Below are 19,714 nucleotides of genomic sequence, written 5' to 3' on the forward strand. Positions count from 1 at the left end.
GATAAGAAAATATCATAGAGTCCCATAATAATGCTTACTATAAAACATGACTATATTTTCAAAACCTACACTCGTATTCATTTTCTTGATTGTATGCAGTATTGCAAAAGCTCAGACAAAAGAAGGGGGTAATTTAAAGATTCCAAAAAAAGATCATGAATTACTTGAACAGGCCAAGAATTATTTGGAAGAAGAAAACGAGGAACAAAAAGAAGCTTTTAGAATAAGTCATGATGTATTAAAAAGAACTAAAAGTGAAAAAAATAAGGTAATTGCCAATAGTATTTTGTCTAAGTATCATTATTATAAATACGCTACTGATTCTTCATTGTTTTATGCTAAAAAAGCTGTTGGGTTAATAGGAAATAAACAAGATTCACTATCTCTAAAGTACCTGTCCTCTTTATACACAACCCTTTCAAATGCTTCTAGAGATAAAAATTTGATTGAGGCAAGTAAAAAATGGGCTTTAAAAGGAATCGAAACTGCTCAGAAATCTGGAAACCTTGAGGATTTGGATAAGCATACATCAAATTTGGCAATCACTTATAGACTTGTGGGCAATATTCCTAAGGCCCTAGAGCTTCTTGAATCTACTCTTAGTTATAGAGAAAACCCAAACCGTTATGCATCTATTGCCATTTGTTACCTAGAATTAAAAAATTATACAAAGGCATTGTTTTATCATAAAAAAGCATTGGATTATTATATTACTACTGATAATAAAAGAAGTGAAGCAATCACATTATTGAACATTGGGGCGGTGTATATGGATATGAATGAGGATGATATGGCTTTAGTTTATTTTAATAAATCACTGCCTATTGCTGAAGAATATAACTATCCTTTAATAATCCTCAATAATATGCTTAATATTAGTGAAGTTTTTCAGAGCAAAAAAGAATTTAAAAAGGCCAAAAAGGGATATAATGAGGTATTGTCCTTGGCTCGAGAATCAGGATATCTTGAACAACAATTATATATCTATCAAAGGCTAAAAGTTATTGCTTTGGAAGAAAAAAAATATAAAAAAGCTCTAGATTACACAGAGAAGAAAAATCAAATACAAGATTCTATACATAACTTGCAAAAGGATGAAGAGGTTGCCAAACTGGAAATACAATATGAGACACTAAAGAAAGAAAAGGAAATAACGATTTTAAAAAAGAATCAAGAGTTTAAGGTTTTAGAAATAAAAAGGCAACAATTTCAAAAACAAACGCTTACCTATGCCTTTATTGTGATCTTGATACCTCTGGCAGGTTTACTTTTTCTATATTATCAAAGGTTAAAAAATCAAAGATTACTGCATAAGAAAGAAAAAGAAATAGGAGAACAAAAAATAGAAGCTTTAATAAGAGGTCAAGAATTAAAATTAATTAAAAATTCTATTAGTATTCAAGATAAGGAACGAAAAAGAATTGCCCAGCAACTTCACGATAGAATAGGGGGGAATCTTGCAGCAATAAAGCTTCAGTTTAATTCGGTCAAAAAAAAATCAGAAAATTTAGATGTAATCTATCAACAATTAGATGAGACCTACAAACAAGTTAGAGAGCTTTCTCATGACCTTATCCCAAAAAAATTCAGACATAATAACTTTATACAATTATTAAAGGAATATATGCAGAATATTGGAAATGCCAGTAAATTAAGTATCCATATTTCAACCTATTCAGAGCATAAAATTAATGAAATAGACCATTCTTTTCATAATCAATTATTCTCTATTTTTCAGGAACTCATAACAAATACAATAAAGCATGCTAATGCCCGAAAAGTTGAAATTCAAATCGATTTTATAGATGATCTTACTCATATTATTTATGAGGATAATGGTAATGGATTTGATATCTCTGTAACATCTTTAGGTATTGGTTTATCAAATATTGAGAGTCGAATACAGAAATTATCAGGTGTAATGCATATTGACTCTCGACTCAAAAGAGGAACGATTATTACTATTGAAATACCTAGGCTTCTACAACAAGCCTTTTAATCTTGTAGAATATAGTTTATAGATAACAATATCAGGGTTAATACAAGGGAGAGATTTTAAAACAACATTTTTCGTTTTCGAACCAATAACCAGATGACTACGGGGGCACCAATTAGCGAAGTAATAGCATTAATTGGAAGTGTATATTCGCTAGATGGTAGTTGTGCAATACTATCACACACCAGCATAATAATGCTTCCTAGTAGTATTACAGCAGGGATTAATGTTTTATGATTTGAGGTATGAAATAGTTGCCTTGTAAGATGAGGTACAGCTAGACCAATAAAGGCAATCGGTCCGGCAAAAACGGTAACGCTACCGGCTAATAATCCTGTAGCAACAATAATCAGAAAACGACTTGTCTTGATATTTAGCCCAAGGCTTCGAGCATAGTTTTCTCCCAGAAGTAGCGTGTTTAGAGGTTTTATGGCAAGGATGGATAATAACATTCCTAATAATGATATACCAGAAAATATAAGTACATCATGCCAGGATAGATTTCCTAAACTTCCAAATCCCCAGAAAATATATCGTTGTAATTGATCGGCAGGAGCAAAGTAGGCCAATACACTTACTATAGCAGCTGTAATACTTCCGAACATAAGTCCGATAATAAGTATTGCCATTGTATCTCTCACTTTAATTGAAACAAGCATTACGGCAAACAATACTAATATACTACCCAAGCTGGCTGCAATAACCAATCCCCATTTTGAAATTAAAAAAGATGATACTGCAACTCCGGTAAATGCGCTTCCTAATATCAATAGTGCCACTCCTAAACTTGCTCCAGAGCTTATGCCGAGTACAAAAGGGCCTGCTAATGGATTTCTAAATAAGGTTTGCATTAGTAATCCTGAAACTCCAAGTCCACTACCTACAATTATCGCGGTGAGTGCTTTTGGCAATCGATAATCAACAATGATATGTCTCCAGGCTTCTTTTTCTACAGTTCCCCCTACCAGGCTACTTAACGTATCCAACCATGGAATAAATACTGAGCCTAAGCTTATATTTGCAATAAAGCAAATTAACAAAAGCACGACAATACTTATAAAAACACGTTTGTATGATTTGGTTGGGGTCAATTAATTTAGTTTTTCAAAAAAATAAGGTTCATAATCGGTTAATAATTCTGGATGGGCAATTTTAATGATATCTTTTAAAATTAAGTCGGGCCGCATAGGTCCTAATTCATAATATATTAATCCTCCTTTAGAACCCATCTTTAAAGTTGAAGAATATACGGCTTTATTTTTAAAGGCATCGAATAAAGTATACCGATGGTTCTTCGCTTTGAGCTCATCGAGTGATTTAGAATTTCCTGATCCTATCCATAGCTCTGCCTTTTGCGCCTTTTCAAGTACACTTTCAAAACTTAATGCCAGGCTTCCGCTTTTTTTAACGTCTTCCCATAAATATGTAGTATTAGCATCTTTTAAAAATTTGGCAACAAAACTACTTCCACCAGGAACATGCCATATATCCTTAAACATATTGCCAGATAAAACTGTTGGAGAAGAAGTTGTGTTTTTGGCTAAAGTAGTTGCTTGATTGTATTCTTTTTTAATATTTTGAAAGATATCTTCTGCCATTTTTTCTTTGCCAAAGAAAGCAGCCATAAATTTTATCCATTCTGCCCGACCTAAGGGATGTTCCTCTAGCCAGGAACCATTAATTACCACAGGAATTCCCGTTTTTTGTATCAGATCATAGGCTTTTGTATCTCCAGAGGAAGAAAATCCAACAACTAATTCGGGAGAAAGCTCAAGAACAACTTCTGTATTTAAATTCCATTCTTCGCCAAGTTCTTTAATTGCACCAGTATTAATCAAAGCACGTGTTTTTTCAGAAGAAATATAATCTGTATGTGGAAATCCTACTAATTTCTCTTCAAGATTCATATACTCTAGTATTGGAATATCGGTAGTAGATGTTAGAACAACCCTCTCTATAGGCACTTCAATAAATATTGCATCTGGAGATTTGAATGGTTTTTCTGTTCCTTTTGGATGTAAAATATATGTAAGTCCCTCTTTTGCATCCGGCCAGGGTGTAGTAACCTTGATTTCTTTATAGTTTTCACGATTTTTAATAGTAAACCCTGAAGCGTATTCAATATTTTGAGGGGCCAGATACATTACGGTGAGTGGAGTAGTATCCTTTGGTGTTTTCTTACAAGAAGTACCTAATAAGAATAGTAAAGAAATGATAAAAACAGTACGCATGAGCATCATTTTTTTGTAAAAATAGTAAATCAGAATAAGTTTGGGTCTAAAGTGGCATTTCATTATTCTATAGATAATTTATATACACTTTAGTATCAACTTAATAAATAGTAAAAAAAATGTTTTATGAATCATTTAATTAAAAAAATAATGATTATTTGATAAGCAAAACAATTTATAAACCGTCATTTAACTATTTGTTCTCTTTAAGCTAAAATCGGAAAACTGTTAAAAAACGTTCTTTGATATTTAATGCAAATGCATAAATAGATATGAAAAGCTTAAACTTACATTTTACCTTTTTAATAGTGTTATTGTTTTTTTCATGCTCTTATGAGGAAAGCAATATAGAGGATTACGAAAATCAAAAATTTCAGGAAGATAAAAATAGGAATATAGAAAGTTTAACGATAGTAAGCTACAATATATTTCATTTACCTGGTATTGCACGAATAAAACACTATAAGGAAGAAGAAAGATCGACAAAGCAGTTACAGGTTTTAACAGAAATGGCACCTTTATTAGACGTTATTGTTTTTCAGGAAGGATTTAACAGACAAGCCGAGACATATCTATTTAATAAATTGGAGGAGGTATACCCTTATAACACAGTACTTGTTGGTCAATATTGTAGTGCAGGTTCTTATTGGAACTCTATTAATGGAGATTGTTCTAACAGTCTCTTTGTTGTTAATGGAGGGGTAAGAATTTTTAGTAAATATCCGATTGATATAAAAAGGCAATACGTGTTTAACAACTCTGCATACGGAACGGCGGATTATTATTCTAATAAGGGTGCAGTATATGTTGAGATTACTAAAAATGAAAAAAAATACCATGTTGTAGGTACACATTTACAAGCAGATCAAGGAAATTATAATGGAACTTCTGTTCGGTTAAAGCAATTAGAAGAGATTAGAGATTGGGTAAATAGTTTAAAAATACCAATATCAGAACCTTTAATTTATGCGGGAGATATGAATGTGGAATATACAGATACATTTTCATATAAGGATATGAAAAGTATTTTGAATTCTAGAATATCATATTCTTTTAACCCTTCTACAGAAGCAGGGACCTATTCTAATACCAATACTTTGGTTAGAAAAGAATATCCAAATTATAATAATACGTTAGATTATATTTTAATTAGTAAGAGTCATAAGCAACCAGTTTTTATACCTGAAATGAAGATGCTTCAATTTGTGAAAGATGGTGAAGATCTATCAGATCATAATGCGGTAAAAACAACATATAGTTTCAATAATTAATCATGTTTAAAACAATAAATATCCTTGCATAAAATATAGGGGTATTTATTAATATACGTGCAATGAGTCTAAATAGCAATTACATCTCCGTATGCTATTTTGATAGAAAAAGAATCTTTAAGGTCTATTTGTTGGAGGTTAGCAAGTAACGCTCTCATGGGACCGGCATGGGTTACTACGGCAATTTTTTCTTCAGAAACATGATCCAAAGAGGTATAAAAATCCAAAATTCGTTCTTGTAGTGTGATATATGACTCCCCATTTGGGACTTGTATATTTACAAAATCATTCATCCAGGGGTCTATTTCTGAACTATGTATAGCATCCCAAGGTTGTAACTCCCAATCTCCAAAATTTAATTCCTTAAGTCGATTATCATAGATAATTTCTTTTTTGAATGTTTTGGCTAATAGTTTACATCGTTGTAATGGGCTACTATATATCGTAGTAATTTCATGAATAGGAATACATTGATGTATTTTTTCTACTTCTGTAGTAAATGTATCTGTAATTCCGATATCACTTTGCCCATAGCAAATTCCTTTTTCAATATTTGGAGTAGTATGTCTTACCAGATATATTTCCATAATGCTATGCTAGTAAGATAAAATACAATTTCACTAAGCTGTTGGACAGCACCTGCACAATCTCCTGTTTGTCCACCAATCCATTTTTTAAATTTGGCTGCTAAGAACATTTTTGACAAGTACATAGGGATCAAGGTAAGAAATATCATGGGATTTTTGAAGAAAAATAGGGGAGCAATACCAAATATACCACTAATCAATAATGAACGTATACCCATGCTTTTTGCTGCCGGTTTGGCTTTACTGTTTTCTGTATCTCTTACATAAGAATGTGTAAAAATTAAGGAGGTAGCTATAAAACGGCTTAAGGCATGTCCAGAAATTAGTATTAGAGGGATGAAATACGTTTCTATTTCTCTTAATGCTGCAAATTTTATGCTTAGAATTAATACTAGTCCAATAGTACCATAGGTACCTAGACGAGAATCTTTCATGATCAAAAGTATTTTATCTTTGGTCCATCCACCACCAAATCCATCACACACATCGGCGAATCCGTCTTCATGAAAAGCGCCTGTGGCATAAATAGTAGAAAACATAGATAGTAGTATTGAGATTTCTACCGAAAAAATAAAAGAAGCTCCGTAAAAAACGATAGCACCAATACTTCCGACGATGATTCCTACTAGAGGAAAATATTTAGAACTAAGACGTAAATTTTCAGAATCGTGATTTACCCATTTTGGACAAGGAATACGAGTGAAAAACATCAATGCAGTAAAAAAGATGTGAATTTCTTTTTTCATGATTTATTTAAAATTAATGTCCATAGTAGAATCCTCTACAAGATATTGCCACAATGGAATTAAAGCACTAATGATAAGTATAAAAGCTAGAATTATCCCAATGCCTCCAACTTTGTTTTTCTTTAAAAATGAAATGACTCCAAAATAAAGGCTTAATAATCCAATACAAACAGAGGTTATTCTAAAAGTTTTGGCAACAGTGAATATATAAGAATTTAACTCAGAAGTATTTTTTGATGATTCAATTAAAATAGAGTACTGCCGAGACAGATCAATAGTATACCAGTATACGAAATACATCCCGACAATAGCGATAAATATGGATAAGATTCCTTTTTTCATTGTGTTAAACTATTCACTACCAGAAACTCCAGCACTTTCAAAACTAGCCATAGTATTAAGAAAAGTAACTGCAGATTCTATAATAGGATAAGCTACAGCAACTCCTGTTCCTTCTCCTAATCGCATACCAAGATTAATTAATGGTTTTTTATCTAAAAACTCATACATCTTTTGGTGTCCTTGTTCTTCTGATGTATGAGCAAATATGCAATAATCTAATACATTTTGATGCATAGCATATGCAGCTAATAAAGCAGAAGTAACAATAAACCCATCTATGATAATAGTCATTTTGAGTTCTGCTGCTTTTAAAATTGCTCCGGTAATCATAGCAATTTCAAATCCTCCAAATATAGTTAGTGCTTCAAGTGGAGAAGAAGGTATATGTTTTTGGTATACTTCGGATAAAATTTGTTGCTTGATTTTAATAGCTGAAGTATCCAGACCTGTTCCAGAACCTACACATTCTGCCAAAGGAACCTTTGTGAAATATGACATCAATAATGAAGAAGCAGAAGTGTTTCCGATTCCCATTTCGCCAAAACCTATAGTATTACAGCCATTATTAAACGTTTCTGTGACCAGATCAGCACCTTTTTGTATAGCTATGGTACATTGTTTTGCGGTCATAGCAGGTTTTTCTTGATAATTTTGAGTACCAAAATCAATTTTTTCGTGAATGATACCAGGGATATTTTCAAAATCATGATTAACTCCGGCATCTACTATTTTAAGAGCAATATGATGTTGCTTGCAAAAGACATTAATAGCGGCTCCTTCATTTACAAAATTATAAACCATTTGTGCGGTCACTTCTTGGGGATAAAGGTTGACTTCTCTTTTTTTTGCAATACCGTGATCACCGGCAAAAACTAGAATAGTAGGCTGATCTAAACTGGGTTGGTCCGTGTTTTGAATCATACCTATTTGTAAAGCTACTGTTTCAAGTACTCCTAATGCTCCAACAGGTTTTGTTTTAGTATTAATTTTGTTTTGAAGAGTTGCTTCAAGGGTATTATTAAAGATAGGTTTTATATCAAAGTCCATGTATATTTTGGTTATTAAGAGTTTTTGATTTCAACAGGAATACCAGAAATCATTAATATTGCTTTATCGGCATGACTAGCTATATGTTGGTTCATCCAGCCTTGTAGTTCGGTAAATTTTCTACCAATTTTGGTAGTAGCGTGAACCCCCATTCCGATTTCATTAGAAATGATAATTATAGTCGCATTTATGTTTAATAGTTTATCAAATTCTGCTTTTGCTTGCGACAGTGAGAGCTGGATGTCATTTTTTGTATCCATATAGTAGTTGGTAAGCCACAAAGTAACACAATCGATCACAACAACACTATCTTTTTTAACAACTTTAGAGATTTCTTTTTCTTCTTCAATAGAGACCCAACGATCGTCGCGATCTGCAATATGCCTATCTATACGTTTGCGATGATCATCATCCCAAATGCGTGAAGTCGCTAGATAATAAGGAGTGTCGGATAACTGTAATGCCAGACGCTGTGCATAGCTGCTTTTACCAGAACGTTCTCCTCCTGTAATGTAATACAACATTGAATTGGTTTTAGAGATAGCAAAGGTAATCGAATACATTATTTATTTGTTAAAGTAATCCGAAATTCCATAAAATATAATACATTCGCGCAGAATTTTGGTTCTGATACTCCTTTCATGGGAGTTGAGGATTAAAAGGGAATCAGGTACAATGAAGAATGAAGTTAGCATATAAATCTCGATTTTTTTAATTTTTAATCGTATTTCTGAAGTTTAACATCGTAAATCAATATTCCTGAGCTGTTCCCGCAACTGTATGCTGTGTCCATCATTAAAAAGGATGCTTGTTGTTAATACTTTATAACCACTGCTCGTTTGACGATCGGGAAGGTAAACAACAAGACGCGAGCCAGGAGACCTGCCTTTATTCATTGTAATCAAACTTTCGGGACAATTGTTTGGGTATGGGTAAACTACATACTTTTTTCCGGTAATTGTAAAAATTAAGTGTTTAAGTAATGAACAAAAAAGTATTTTTTGGAACAGCATTTTTAATGTTGGGATCATCTGTTGTATTTGGACAGGAGATCCAAATAGATGAGGTGGTTAATGAGCTAGACGAGGTGGTTATTTCTGACTCTAAGTTTAGTTTGAAACGAGAACAAAGCGGTAAGGTAATTACTAAAATTACTGCTAAAGAACTAGAACGTAGCCAGGGGCAATCTGTAGCTACAGTACTTGCAAGAGCAACAGGCTTGTTTATTAATGGTAACGGTAGCGCCGCTGGGCAAGACCTTGGAGTTTATGTGCGTGGAGGGCGTAATCGTCAGGTAGTTATTAGAATTGATGGGGTAACAGTTAGTGATCCTTCTACTTCTTCTGGAGATTTTGATTTACGATTACTATCGGTTAATCAAATACAGGAAATTGAAATTCTTAAAGGAGCATCGAGTACTTTATATGGTTCTGGAGCTGCGGCTGCAGTAATCAATATTATTACAAAATCTGAGAGTAAGAAAAAGATATCTGCTAGTTTTCAATCCAGTATAGGAACGAATCAATCTCAGGAAGATCAGGATTATGATATTAATGAATTTATAAACCTTGCATCGATTAACGGAACCTTGGGAAAAGTAAGCTATTTGGCAAGCGTAGGAAATCAGTTTAGTGATGGATTATCGGCAGCAGAGACCGAAGGAGCAGAAAGCGATGCATTTTCTAAATTTAATGTATATACCAAGTTAGGATATCGATGGAATGATAATTTTAGATTTCATTTTTTTGGAAATTTAGATCAATATAAAAATGATTTCGATGCTGCGGCAGGAATAGATGGAGACAATCGATTTGAGAGTCAACAATTAAGAGCGGGATCTTTTTGGGAGATTAAGTACCCTAAGGGTAGTTTTACATTTACAAACAGTTTTGCATCCTTAGAAAGAGATCTTACCAAGTCTAGCTTTCCTTCAAGATATGAAGGTAATGTGCATACTTTTGATGCATATAATAAATACACCTTTAACAATACACTACATACGGTTATTGGGGCTAATGGTTCGTATAGTAAATTTAGTCTTCTAAATATTCCTTTTGGTACTACAAATCTAGAAGAGACAATTAGTGATACCGATGCAGAATTTGATATTATTGACCCTTATATTAATATAGTATATGCTTCAGATTTTGGTTTTAATCTAAATGCAGGAGCGAGATATAATATTCATAGTACCTATGATAATCATGTTGTTTATACTATAAATCCATCATATACCCACACATTTGGAGATAATTATATTAAAGGATTAGCATCATATAGTACCGCATATATCACTCCGTCATTATTTCAGCTATATGATACGGCCTTCTTTACAGGAAATCCAGATCTTAAACCAGAAGAGAGTGCAACTATAGAAGGAGGAATTGAATTATCTCATAAGAAGAAAGCTACGGTGAGTGTAGTTTATTTTAATCGTAAATCAGAAAACTTTATCACTTTTGACCCTACTACTTTTGTGAATTTTAATTCACCCGATGATATAAAGGTAGATGGAGTAGAAGTAGAGGTGTCGACAACAGTTTTAGAGGACAAACTATCTGTAAAAGGGAATTATACCTATACTAATATTGACAAATTAGACGATAATATCAGAATTCCTGAACATATGATTAATGCTAGTATTGGTTATCAATTAGGAAAAAAGACATATACTTCGTTAAACTATCAGTATAATACCAAGCGTACAGATAACGATTTTGCTAATACAGACCCGGTTACTTTTGCCCCAACACAAGTTTCTCTTGATGGTTATGGTATATTAGATTTTTATATTAGTCACCGACTACTAAAAAATCTAAATATTTATGCAGCGATGCATAATATTACCAATGAAGATTATCAGGAGATTTTAGGATTTAGTACCAAAGGTAGAAATGCCAGAGTTGGAATTAATCTGGAATTCTAAATATTATAACCCGGGTTTAATCAAAAACTCCTGAACGAATAGTTCAGGAGTTTTTACTTTTTTAGAGATTATATTATTCTGCAGTGGGAAGATTGTTATCCCGATACATACGTTCATAAACGGGAGAAAACATTTTACTATTTCCAACACTTTCTAATTGTATTATATTATAATTTTTAGCACTTTTTGTACCTAAAATATTATCTATTGCAGCTTTAAAAAGAGGTTCATTTTCATCACCTAAAACCCCAAGATTAGAATAATCTTCTTCGATTTCTACTTCTGGAGAAAAACCACCGTGATAATCTGTAAAACCAACAGAGTTGCTGGATTTAAGAACTAAAGGTTGCATAGCATATGTATGTCCAGTGTTAGCACCTTGTCGTCCAAAATTATCAGAATCATATAATGTTATTGATGCTTGAAATTTTCCTCTTGTAGTGGCTCCTACCTGGATCACATTTATATGTGGGTCAAGCCCATTAATTACCAGCTCACTAGCCGAAGCAGAGCTTCTGGTAGTTAAAATATAAATTCTACTTAAATTAAGACTATTAATGGCTTCACCTGTTCTGATTTGATTGTCAAAAAGATTGGTGCTTCCAAACTGTGCCTGTCGATCAGAGTTCCATTCTTCTGTCGAAAAAACCTGACCATTAAATTGCCCTGTAATCATACTCGATAAATCAATTGAAGTTGTAACAGATCCACCACCATTATATCTCAGATCTAATATTAAGTCACTTACATTATCAGATACAAATTTTCCAAAGGCAGCATTAAGTTGAGTATCAAAATCTGCAGTAAAAGAATTATACATAAGGTATCCGACAGGGCTACCACCTACATCAATAGTTTTTGATATAAAAACAGGATTCTCGGTATATTGAACTTTGGTAAGTGAAATAGAAGTTCCTGTCGAGGTAACATTGGTACCATCAAAAGTTGCCAGACCTATGCTGTAACTATCAGTGCCTAATAGTCCTCTAAAATTTTGATCATTTATTTGGGTACCATTAACCGTATTAAAGATATCTCCTCTTTTTACTCCTTTGGCAGCTGCATCAGTCCCCGGTAGTACATAACGCACATACCCAAACACAAGAGACTGGTCGTTTGGATAACGCACAAGACCATACTCCATACCATTATTCTTTGTAATACCGTCAAAAGCTTGTTCTAATGCAATATAGTCATCTACAACCCAGCTAAATTGATCAACTTTTACTTGCTCTCCGCCCACCAATACTGTTTGTTTAGATTTTAATTCTTCAAAAAGTGCTTCAGGAGTAGAAAATCCTTCTAAAAATTGTATGTATTCCTGATTAGAAGGAAAACGATTATTTGCCAAATCAGGGACATCTGCTTTGTATAAGTAATAGAGATTTAATCCTTTCCAGATAAAATCATTTATTTCTGGTGCACCAGAAACACGGGGTACATCATCGTTATCATCAAAACATGCCGTAAGCAGGTTACCAACGAAAAGCAATAGTGCAAAATACTTTATGTACTTCATCTATTTTTATATTTATTGTTTTTATTTGCCTAATGAAATTCATCAATAATCATTCCGAGAAGAATAAAAATGATAGTTATACTTATTTCATATTGACCTTACTTCTTAGTATAAAGCGATAAATGTAACTACTTTATTATAATTTTAAAAAAGATTGTAACAAATTACTTAGATAGTCGTCTCCCTTATATAAAGCTGACAAAGTTTTATGAAAACCACCAACCAAAATGAAAGAAGGAGCATTTATAACGCTTACAAACGGATTTAAAGATAAGCTTTTTAGGTTAGCTAAACGTTTGCTTGTAAGTAATGAAGAAGCAGAAGATGCTACACAAGAAGTATTACTGAAGCTATGGAAGAATAAGAGTAAAATGGCTGAGTATAAAAATGTAGAAGCTTTTGCGATGACAATGACTAAGAATTATTGTTATGATAAGCTTAAGGCAAAAGAAACAGGAAACCTAAAAATTGTACATAGTAATTATAAGGACGAGAGACCTTCATTACAACGAGAATTAGAAGCTAGAGATAGTTTAGATTGGGTTGGTAAGATTATGGATAGTCTGCCAGAACAACAACGAATGATTATCCAACTTAGAGATATAGAACAATATAATAATGCAGAAATAGCAGATATGCTGGGGCTTAATGAAACAGCAGTTAGGGTTGCATTATCAAGAGGAAGAAAAAAAATTAGAGTAGAATTATTAAAAAAACACAATTATGGAGTTGTCTAACATAGAAAAATTACTAGAGAAGTATTTCGAAGGCGAAACCACCGTTTCTGAAGAAAAAGAATTAAAGGTTTACTTTACCAGAGAAACTGTGCCGTCGCATTTGGAGAAATACAAAGATCTATTTCAATATTTTTCTGAAGAGAGTACCATAACGGCTACCAAGGATCTAAAATTAAATACCAGTAGTAGAAAATCCAGATACGCCTGGATGGGTATTGCAGCATCAATAGCTTTGATTGCAGGGATATTTTTAACAAATATGCCACCAAACCCAGACGAAGCTCTTGGAACATATGAAGATCCAGAAATAGCTTTACAGGAAACCAAAAAAATCCTCAATATGGTTTCGCAATTAATGAATGAGGGCAAACAGGAATTAGTGTACCTGAACGAATTTGAAAACACTACCGAAAAATTAACAAAATAAATACAAACGACTACCTGAAAAACACTGTTGATAAAACAGGATGTAGTAAGGGAATTAAATTTTAAATATTATGAACAAGTTAGCAATTATTTTAGCCTTTGCAATATTACCATATGTGTCTAACGCACAAAGTAATTTTGATAAATATGAAGATATGAAAGGCGTATCTTCTGTAGTAGTAACCAGTAAAATGTTTAAACTACTAAGTAAAATTGAATTAGAAAGTAATGATGCCGAAGTACAAGAGTACATGAATCTGGTAGAAAACATAAAAAACATCAAGGTCTTTGCTACAGAAAACAAAGAAGTAGGACAGAAGATGAGAGCAGATGTAAGTAGTTACCTTAAGAGTTCTTCTCTAGAAGAGTTAATGAGAGTAAAAAGTGACGGGAAAAATGTAAAGTTTTACTCTAAGCCAGGAAAAGATGATGATCATGTAAGTGAATTGTTTATGTTTCTTGATGGAGTACAAAATGATGGAAACGGACCCAATACTGTAGTGCTTACTATAACTGGAGATATTGATTTAAAACAAGTCTCTAAAATTGCAGATCACCTTAATGTACCTGGTGGAGAAGAATTAAAGCACGTAAAAAAGAAAGGAAACTAATTAGATATTAGGTATAAAAAAAAGATCCAGATTTCTTCTAACTGTGAGGTTAGAAGAAATTTGATCTAAAAACATCAATCAAAAATAATCAATCAACCAACCCACCAGTTTAGGCAGGTGAAAAAAATAATAGAAATGAAAAATGTGTATAAAATTTTAGGCATTGTAAGTATATCTCTAATGATGAGCTGCAGTAGCGAACCTTCACTACAAAAGTATTTTGTAGACCACCAGGGAGATGCTGATTTTATAGCCGTAGATGTACCGACTAGTCTTTTGGATAAAGAAACCATAGAACTTAATAGTGACGAGAGAGAAGCATTAGAAAGTATAAAAAAGGTCAACTTTTTGGCTTTGAAACTTACTAAAAGTAATCAAGGTAGATACGAAGAAGAGAGCGCAGCGATAAAAAAGATATTAGATACTGACACCTATGAAACCTTAATGCGATTTGGATCAGACGGAACCAAAGCGGTACTTAAATATCAAGGAGAAGAAGATGATATCGATGAGGTTATCGTTTTTGCCAAAAATAATGAAAAAGGACTAGCATTAGTACGTGTATTGGGAGATAATATGAGACCCGAAAAAATGGCTATGCTTATGAAATCTGTAGAAAAAGGTAAAATTAACCTTGATGCTTTTAAAGAAATAGCACAGACTATTGATATTGATGATTAATCAATAATAACAATATAAAAAAAAGAGGCTGTTGAAAAACAGCCTCTTTTTTTTATGGTTAAAATCTATTACTTATATCCCTGTATAATTAGAAGGTGTAATTTGTTTTAACTCTGATTTTATAGGTTCAGAAACATCAAGAGTTTCAATAAAGTCAGCAATAGAATTTTGATTTATCTTTTCGTTAGTACGAGTAAGACCTTTTAGTGCTTCATAAGGATTTGGATATCCTTCTCGTCTTAGTATAGTCTGTATAGCTTCTGCAACAACAGCCCAGTTATTTTCAAGATCTTCTGCAAATTTATTTTCATTCAGTAAAAGTTTGTTTAATCCTTTCAGCGTAGCTTGAAAAGCAATCAGCGTATGTCCAAATGGTACTCCGACATTTCTAAGTACTGTACTATCGGTAAGATCACGTTGTAATCGACTTACAGGTAGTTTTGCAGCAAGATGCTCGAATATAGCATTTGCTATCCCCAGATTACCTTCGCTATTTTCAAAATCAATAGGATTTACTTTATGCGGCATAGCCGAAGAACCCACTTCTCCTTTTTTTATTTTTTGCTTAAAATAATCCATAGATACATAGGTCCATACATCGCGATCCAGATCCAGTATAATAGTATTAATACGTTTTAAACCATCAAACAGTGCAGCCATATGATCATAGTGCTCAATCTGAGTAGTAGGGAAAGAATGATGAAGACCTAGTTTTTCTTGCACAAAATGAGTCCCAAAAGCTTTCCAGTCGATATCTGGGTAAGCAACTTTATGTGCGTTGTAATTTCCTGTAGCACCGCCAAATTTTGCTGCACTTGGTATATCTTTTAATAAATCAAATTGTGCTTCGATTCTGGTGACATATACCTGAAACTCTTTTCCTAATCGGGTAGGAGAGGCAGGTTGACCATGAGTACGAGCAAGCATAGGTATGGCAGACCATTCTTCTACCAAAGATTTTAGTTTTGTTAACAGTGCATTGTACTCTGGGATATAAACACTACTAATAGCTTCCTTGATACTTAATGGTACCGCAGTATTATTAATATCCTGAGAGGTTAATCCAAAATGGATAAACTCTTTATATTGTTGTAGCCCAAGAGCATCAAATTTCTCTTTGATAAAATACTCTACAGCTTTTACATCATGATTAGTTACTTTTTCAATGTCTTTTATTGCCGAGGCATCCTCACTAGAAAAAGCAGTGTAAATCTCTCTTAATTTATCAAATAAAGAGGTTTCGATACCTTGTAATTGTGGTAGCGGTAGCTCGCATAAGGCGATAAAATATTCAATTTCTACGAGTACACGATATTTGATTAAGGCTTCTTCACTAAAAAATGCACTAAGAGATTTGGTCTTTGATGCGTAACGCCCATCTATAGGTGAGATTGCTTGCAAAGGGAATAATGACATAATTTTCTTTTTTTGAAGCTGCAAAGATAATTTAATTAATTGCGAATTACGAAGTACAGGCTATGAATTTTGAAAGTTTGAGGTTTCCGCCACCCTGAGTTTGTCGAAGGCCTGATTCCTTTACCCAATTTTTTTCAAGACCATTCGAGAGCGTGCTTTATAAGCTGCGCTACCTGTATTGTAATTATTCTCTAGTGTTATTTTAAGTTCGGGATGTACCCATTCGAATTCTGTACCCAATAGATATAAGGATGTCATGGCATATGCTTTTGGAGCCACTTTTTGATCTGTGATGATCCAGTCGAAGCATAGTTCTGTTATTTTTTCGCGATGTACCTTAGTTAGGGATGCTCTCACTTTAGGATTCTTTTTTTGGTAATAGGCAATGCTTAGATATTCAAATATTTTTGCCATTGGTCTTACAGCAGGATGTTGATATACATTAGGCACAATGCTAATCAACCGATCAAGATAAGGGAGGATAGCTATAAGATCGTGCTTACATAAAAATTCGAGTCCCCAGGAAGCTCTACACGAGATTTCATCATCTACCTGGGCACATATGTTTAATAAATCAGGAAGCAATGCCGGATTCTCAAGGATTAAATTAGCAAAATGCTTCCTCTTTTCACGAGAATGATCTACGGTAGTTAATACGTCTTCGAGCAATATCATAAATAATAGATGTCTTCAGAATAGAAGATTATTAGGTACTTTGATGATTCTTTTCAATTTCAAAAATAAGCAAATAAAAATATGGATCCCAAATACTATCAGCATTCTAAAATTGAAACTCTAATCTAGCCTGGGATGATAAGGATGATTAATCTTCTGCAAACCCGAATTAATAATAATTACTTGTTAAAACCGTTATGTCTTCTATAACAGGCAATTATCATCTTATTGGGGTTGAAGCCATATGGAGCATTTGTTTTTGGTAAGTGTCTTTTTAAAGAAGAACAAAATGATAAAAAGAATTCTTTTTCTATTCGTGTTGGTTTTTTTGATATCACAGTTTTTAAGACCAACTAAAAACGAAGCAAGCTACGATAGTATTGCTACGTTCGAAGCAGCTACAACGGTTTCTGCAGAGGTTAAATCAATTTTGCAGAATCAATGTTATGATTGTCATAGTAGTGTCACACAATATCCCTGGTATATGGAGGTTAGTCCAGTTTCACATTGGATGGCCTATCATATAAAAGAGGGAAAAGAACATTTTAATGTATCTGAGTGGGAGTTCTATACCGATAAACAAAAGGATCATAAGCTAGAAGAGTTTATAGAAATGATAGAGAAGAAAGAAATGCCTTTAGAATCCTATACCTGGATGCATGGTAAACTACCAGCTAATGATGCAGAAAAACTAATCAATTGGGCCAAAGAAACCCGTGAGACAATAACCAAAGGTAAAGAGAAACCACAGGAAAAAGCAACAGATTCGTTGCCTGTAAAAGTATCAGATTCGACTGTAGTGGATAGTATTTGATCTTATTTGTGATATATAACCTTCAGGTTGAGATATAAAAAAACGTCTATTGAATGTGATAACGTTCTAAAGCAGGGCTTTGAAAGATTTTTTCACCAGTATAAGATTTGTTTTGTGTTTGCAACATCTATGAAGCCTTGGAAAGATTTTAGCAAAACTAATCTGGTTTTCAGTGCAACTGAAAAATACCTTACGACATAGCGTAAGCTGTGGGCGAGATGATGTGGTTGGTTGCCTTTTCTTTTGTTTCTGTTTGCTGCTGGGCAAGCAAAGAAAATGAAAATAAAGTTGAATCAAAGTTATTTTATTTAAACAGGAATAAATAATCACCCTAACAACTCTTCTACCACTTTAGCAACTCCTGTAGTAGCTTTCTCTGATAATATGGAAAGATGCTCTGTTGGAGAAATTGCCGGATTGGGATCGATAAAATAAACAGGTGTTTGATGCCTGGCATATTGCAGTAGCCCAGCAGCAGGATACACTTGCATAGATGTGCCAATAATCATAAGAATATCTGCCTGCTCTGTAATCTCTATAGCCAGATCCATCATAGGCACAGCTTCACCAAACCATACAATATGAGGTCTTAATTGCGAATTATGCTCACAATGATCCCCGAGAATCAGGTCGTGTTTCCAGTCGAGTACCAATTGTTCATCAAACTGACTTCGCACTTTTAGTAGTTCACCATGCAGGTGTATAACATTATTGCTTCCTGCTCTCTCATGTAAGTCATCTACGTTTTGAGTGATGATAGATACATTAAATTTGTCTTCTAAAGCTACCAGATCAAGATGTGCTTTGTTGGGTGTTACTGTATGCAGTTGGCTACGTCTTTTATTATAAAAATCAAGAACTAATTCTGGATTATTTCTCCACCCTTGCGGAGAAGCCACTTCCATAACATCATGCCCTTCCCAAAGCCCATTGGCATCTCTAAAAGTATTGATCCCGCTCTCTGCGCTAATTCCTGCTCCTGTAAGTACAACTATGTTTTGCATAGGGTTGATATGATTTGTGATTTTATTATAACCGCGTTGTGCATTTGAGATTTTTAACTTGAAATTCGTCAATTCGAGTGCTTCGACCAGAGGAAGAAGTGTATCTAGAATAGAGTTTTGAATTAAAAAAGCTATTCTCGATAGTCCTGCTGAGCTTGCCGAAGTGCAATTTTTCTTCATTCTATTCCAAAAAACCACTAGAATTGACACTTTTTTATACTATTAATTTCTAAATGTACAACGGATTAATATAATGTAAATCTAATATAAAATACGTTAATTCGGCTGCCGAGCTTTAGTGCTACACTCTAATTAATGCCTTTTCTTATTTCAAAAACCTTATGTTAAATTCATAAATAGAAGTTAAAAATAAACAGATTTAAGTGATTTATCCTCAAAAAATGATAATCCACAAGTATTTTATCGCAATTTTTTGGCTGCTAAACGTAGTTTTTGGCTTTTTTTAACAAATCCATATGTGTATTGTTAAATTCCTTCATTTAGTTTATTTACAATTTTATCCGATAAAGAGCGTTTATGTATCGATAAAGAACATTATGTAACCCCTTGACACCAAAGGGCTTCCGTAATTTTATTACGGTTTTACCGTATACAATAAAAGTGTAAATACCCTATCTTGTAAGTAGAATAATTCAGCATATATTAACCGACACAAATTTTTAAC

At 33.3% G+C, this 19,714-nt stretch carries 19 protein-coding genes and 1 riboswitch; of the genes, 8 read left to right on the forward strand and 11 right to left on the reverse strand.

Features of this window, described 5'->3' with window-relative positions; genetic code table 11:
- The first annotated feature begins 46 nt into the window (after nt 1-46).
- A complete protein-coding gene (locus Z054_RS0122985; protein ID WP_024772378.1) occupies nt 47-1,999 on the forward strand; it encodes a tetratricopeptide repeat-containing sensor histidine kinase in 1,953 nt (650 codons plus the stop codon).
- 56 nt (nt 2,000-2,055) lie between these two features.
- Here the strand turns inward: Z054_RS0122985 and Z054_RS0122990 are convergent, their stop codons facing one another.
- Both Z054_RS0122990 and Z054_RS0122995 read right to left on the reverse strand, forming a co-directional pair.
- Nucleotides 2,056-3,087: a FecCD family ABC transporter permease gene (locus tag Z054_RS0122990; RefSeq protein ID WP_024772379.1), complete on the reverse strand. Its 1,032-nt coding sequence runs from the start codon at nt 3,085-3,087 to the stop codon at nt 2,056-2,058.
- Entirely contained in the window at nt 3,088-4,227 is a 1,140-nt protein-coding gene (locus Z054_RS0122995) for an ABC transporter substrate-binding protein (protein ID WP_024772380.1), read from the reverse strand. It abuts the gene before it with no gap.
- 272 nt (nt 4,228-4,499) lie between these two features.
- On the opposite strand from Z054_RS0122995, the gene Z054_RS30525 reads away from it, so the two are divergent.
- Entirely contained in the window at nt 4,500-5,498 is a 999-nt protein-coding gene (locus Z054_RS30525) for a sphingomyelin phosphodiesterase (protein ID WP_024772381.1), read from the forward strand.
- A 68-nt stretch (nt 5,499-5,566) separates the two neighbouring features.
- On the opposite strand, the gene cobC is transcribed toward Z054_RS30525, so the two are convergent.
- The 5 genes from cobC to Z054_RS0123025 are packed head-to-tail and all read right to left on the reverse strand — an operon-like array spanning nt 5,567 to nt 8,744.
- Nucleotides 5,567-6,085: an alpha-ribazole phosphatase gene (cobC, locus tag Z054_RS29070; RefSeq protein WP_035093188.1), complete on the reverse strand. Its 519-nt coding sequence runs from the start codon at nt 6,083-6,085 to the stop codon at nt 5,567-5,569.
- Nucleotides 6,067-6,831, reverse strand: coding sequence for an adenosylcobinamide-GDP ribazoletransferase (locus Z054_RS0123010; RefSeq protein ID WP_024772382.1), 765 nt, complete (start codon nt 6,829-6,831; stop codon nt 6,067-6,069). Before Z054_RS0123010 ends, cobC begins: the two co-directional genes overlap by 19 nt.
- A 3-nt stretch (nt 6,832-6,834) precedes the next feature.
- Complete coding sequence (locus Z054_RS0123015; RefSeq protein WP_024772383.1) at nt 6,835-7,173, reverse strand: hypothetical protein; 339 nt, start codon at nt 7,171-7,173, stop codon at nt 6,835-6,837.
- Nucleotides 7,174-7,182: 9 nt separating this feature from the next.
- Nucleotides 7,183-8,220, reverse strand: coding sequence for a nicotinate-nucleotide--dimethylbenzimidazole phosphoribosyltransferase (cobT, locus tag Z054_RS0123020; protein ID WP_035093192.1), 1,038 nt, complete (start codon nt 8,218-8,220; stop codon nt 7,183-7,185).
- Between the two features lie 14 nt (nt 8,221-8,234).
- Nucleotides 8,235-8,744: a bifunctional adenosylcobinamide kinase/adenosylcobinamide-phosphate guanylyltransferase gene (locus tag Z054_RS0123025; protein WP_024772385.1), complete on the reverse strand. Its 510-nt coding sequence runs from the start codon at nt 8,742-8,744 to the stop codon at nt 8,235-8,237.
- 81 nt (nt 8,745-8,825) lie between these two features.
- Nucleotides 8,826-9,124, forward strand: a riboswitch (cobalamin riboswitch).
- A 78-nt stretch (nt 9,125-9,202) separates the two neighbouring features.
- Here Z054_RS0123025 and Z054_RS0123030 point away from each other — a divergent pair.
- Nucleotides 9,203-11,146 (forward strand): TonB-dependent receptor plug domain-containing protein, encoded by a 1,944-nt coding sequence (locus Z054_RS0123030; RefSeq protein ID WP_024772386.1) that lies wholly within the window; start codon nt 9,203-9,205, stop codon nt 11,144-11,146.
- 73 nt (nt 11,147-11,219) lie between these two features.
- On the opposite strand, the gene Z054_RS0123035 is transcribed toward Z054_RS0123030, so the two are convergent.
- The gene (locus tag Z054_RS0123035) at nt 11,220-12,665 is read right to left on the reverse strand and encodes a S41 family peptidase (protein ID WP_024772387.1); all 1,446 of its coding nucleotides are present in this window, start codon (nt 12,663-12,665) and stop codon (nt 11,220-11,222) included.
- Between the two features lie 227 nt (nt 12,666-12,892).
- Between Z054_RS0123035 and Z054_RS0123040 the strand changes: the two genes are divergently transcribed.
- The 4 genes from Z054_RS0123040 to Z054_RS0123055 all read left to right on the forward strand — a co-directional run bounded on the left by Z054_RS0123040 (nt 12,893) and on the right by Z054_RS0123055 (nt 15,120).
- On the forward strand, nt 12,893-13,402 hold the full coding sequence (locus Z054_RS0123040) for an RNA polymerase sigma factor (RefSeq protein ID WP_024772388.1): 510 nt from the start codon (nt 12,893-12,895) through the stop codon (nt 13,400-13,402).
- Nucleotides 13,389-13,829 (forward strand): hypothetical protein, encoded by a 441-nt coding sequence (locus Z054_RS0123045; protein ID WP_024772389.1) that lies wholly within the window; start codon nt 13,389-13,391, stop codon nt 13,827-13,829. Before Z054_RS0123040 ends, Z054_RS0123045 begins: the two co-directional genes overlap by 14 nt.
- A gap of 70 nt (nt 13,830-13,899) precedes the next feature.
- Nucleotides 13,900-14,439 (forward strand): DUF4252 domain-containing protein, encoded by a 540-nt coding sequence (locus tag Z054_RS0123050; protein WP_024772390.1) that lies wholly within the window; start codon nt 13,900-13,902, stop codon nt 14,437-14,439.
- A 135-nt stretch (nt 14,440-14,574) separates the two neighbouring features.
- Complete coding sequence (locus Z054_RS0123055; protein ID WP_024772391.1) at nt 14,575-15,120, forward strand: DUF4252 domain-containing protein; 546 nt, start codon at nt 14,575-14,577, stop codon at nt 15,118-15,120.
- Between the two features lie 72 nt (nt 15,121-15,192).
- Here the strand turns inward: Z054_RS0123055 and purB are convergent, their stop codons facing one another.
- Both purB and Z054_RS0123065 read right to left on the reverse strand, forming a co-directional pair.
- On the reverse strand, nt 15,193-16,536 hold the full coding sequence (purB, locus tag Z054_RS0123060) for an adenylosuccinate lyase (RefSeq protein WP_024772392.1): 1,344 nt from the start codon (nt 16,534-16,536) through the stop codon (nt 15,193-15,195).
- Nucleotides 16,537-16,656: 120 nt separating this feature from the next.
- On the reverse strand, nt 16,657-17,211 hold the full coding sequence (locus tag Z054_RS0123065) for a hypothetical protein (protein WP_024772393.1): 555 nt from the start codon (nt 17,209-17,211) through the stop codon (nt 16,657-16,659).
- Nucleotides 17,212-17,500: 289 nt separating this feature from the next.
- On the opposite strand from Z054_RS0123065, the gene Z054_RS0123070 reads away from it, so the two are divergent.
- Complete coding sequence (locus tag Z054_RS0123070) at nt 17,501-18,025, forward strand: heme-binding domain-containing protein (protein ID WP_024772394.1); 525 nt, start codon at nt 17,501-17,503, stop codon at nt 18,023-18,025.
- A 326-nt stretch (nt 18,026-18,351) separates the two neighbouring features.
- On the opposite strand, the gene Z054_RS0123080 is transcribed toward Z054_RS0123070, so the two are convergent.
- On the reverse strand, nt 18,352-19,029 hold the full coding sequence (locus Z054_RS0123080) for an SIR2 family NAD-dependent protein deacylase (RefSeq protein WP_024772395.1): 678 nt from the start codon (nt 19,027-19,029) through the stop codon (nt 18,352-18,354).
- Between the last annotated feature and the right edge of the window lie 685 nt (nt 19,030-19,714).

Origin of the sequence: Aquimarina macrocephali JAMB N27 (assembly GCF_000520995.1) — a bacterium.
GTDB lineage: Bacteria > Bacteroidota > Bacteroidia > Flavobacteriales > Flavobacteriaceae > Aquimarina > Aquimarina macrocephali.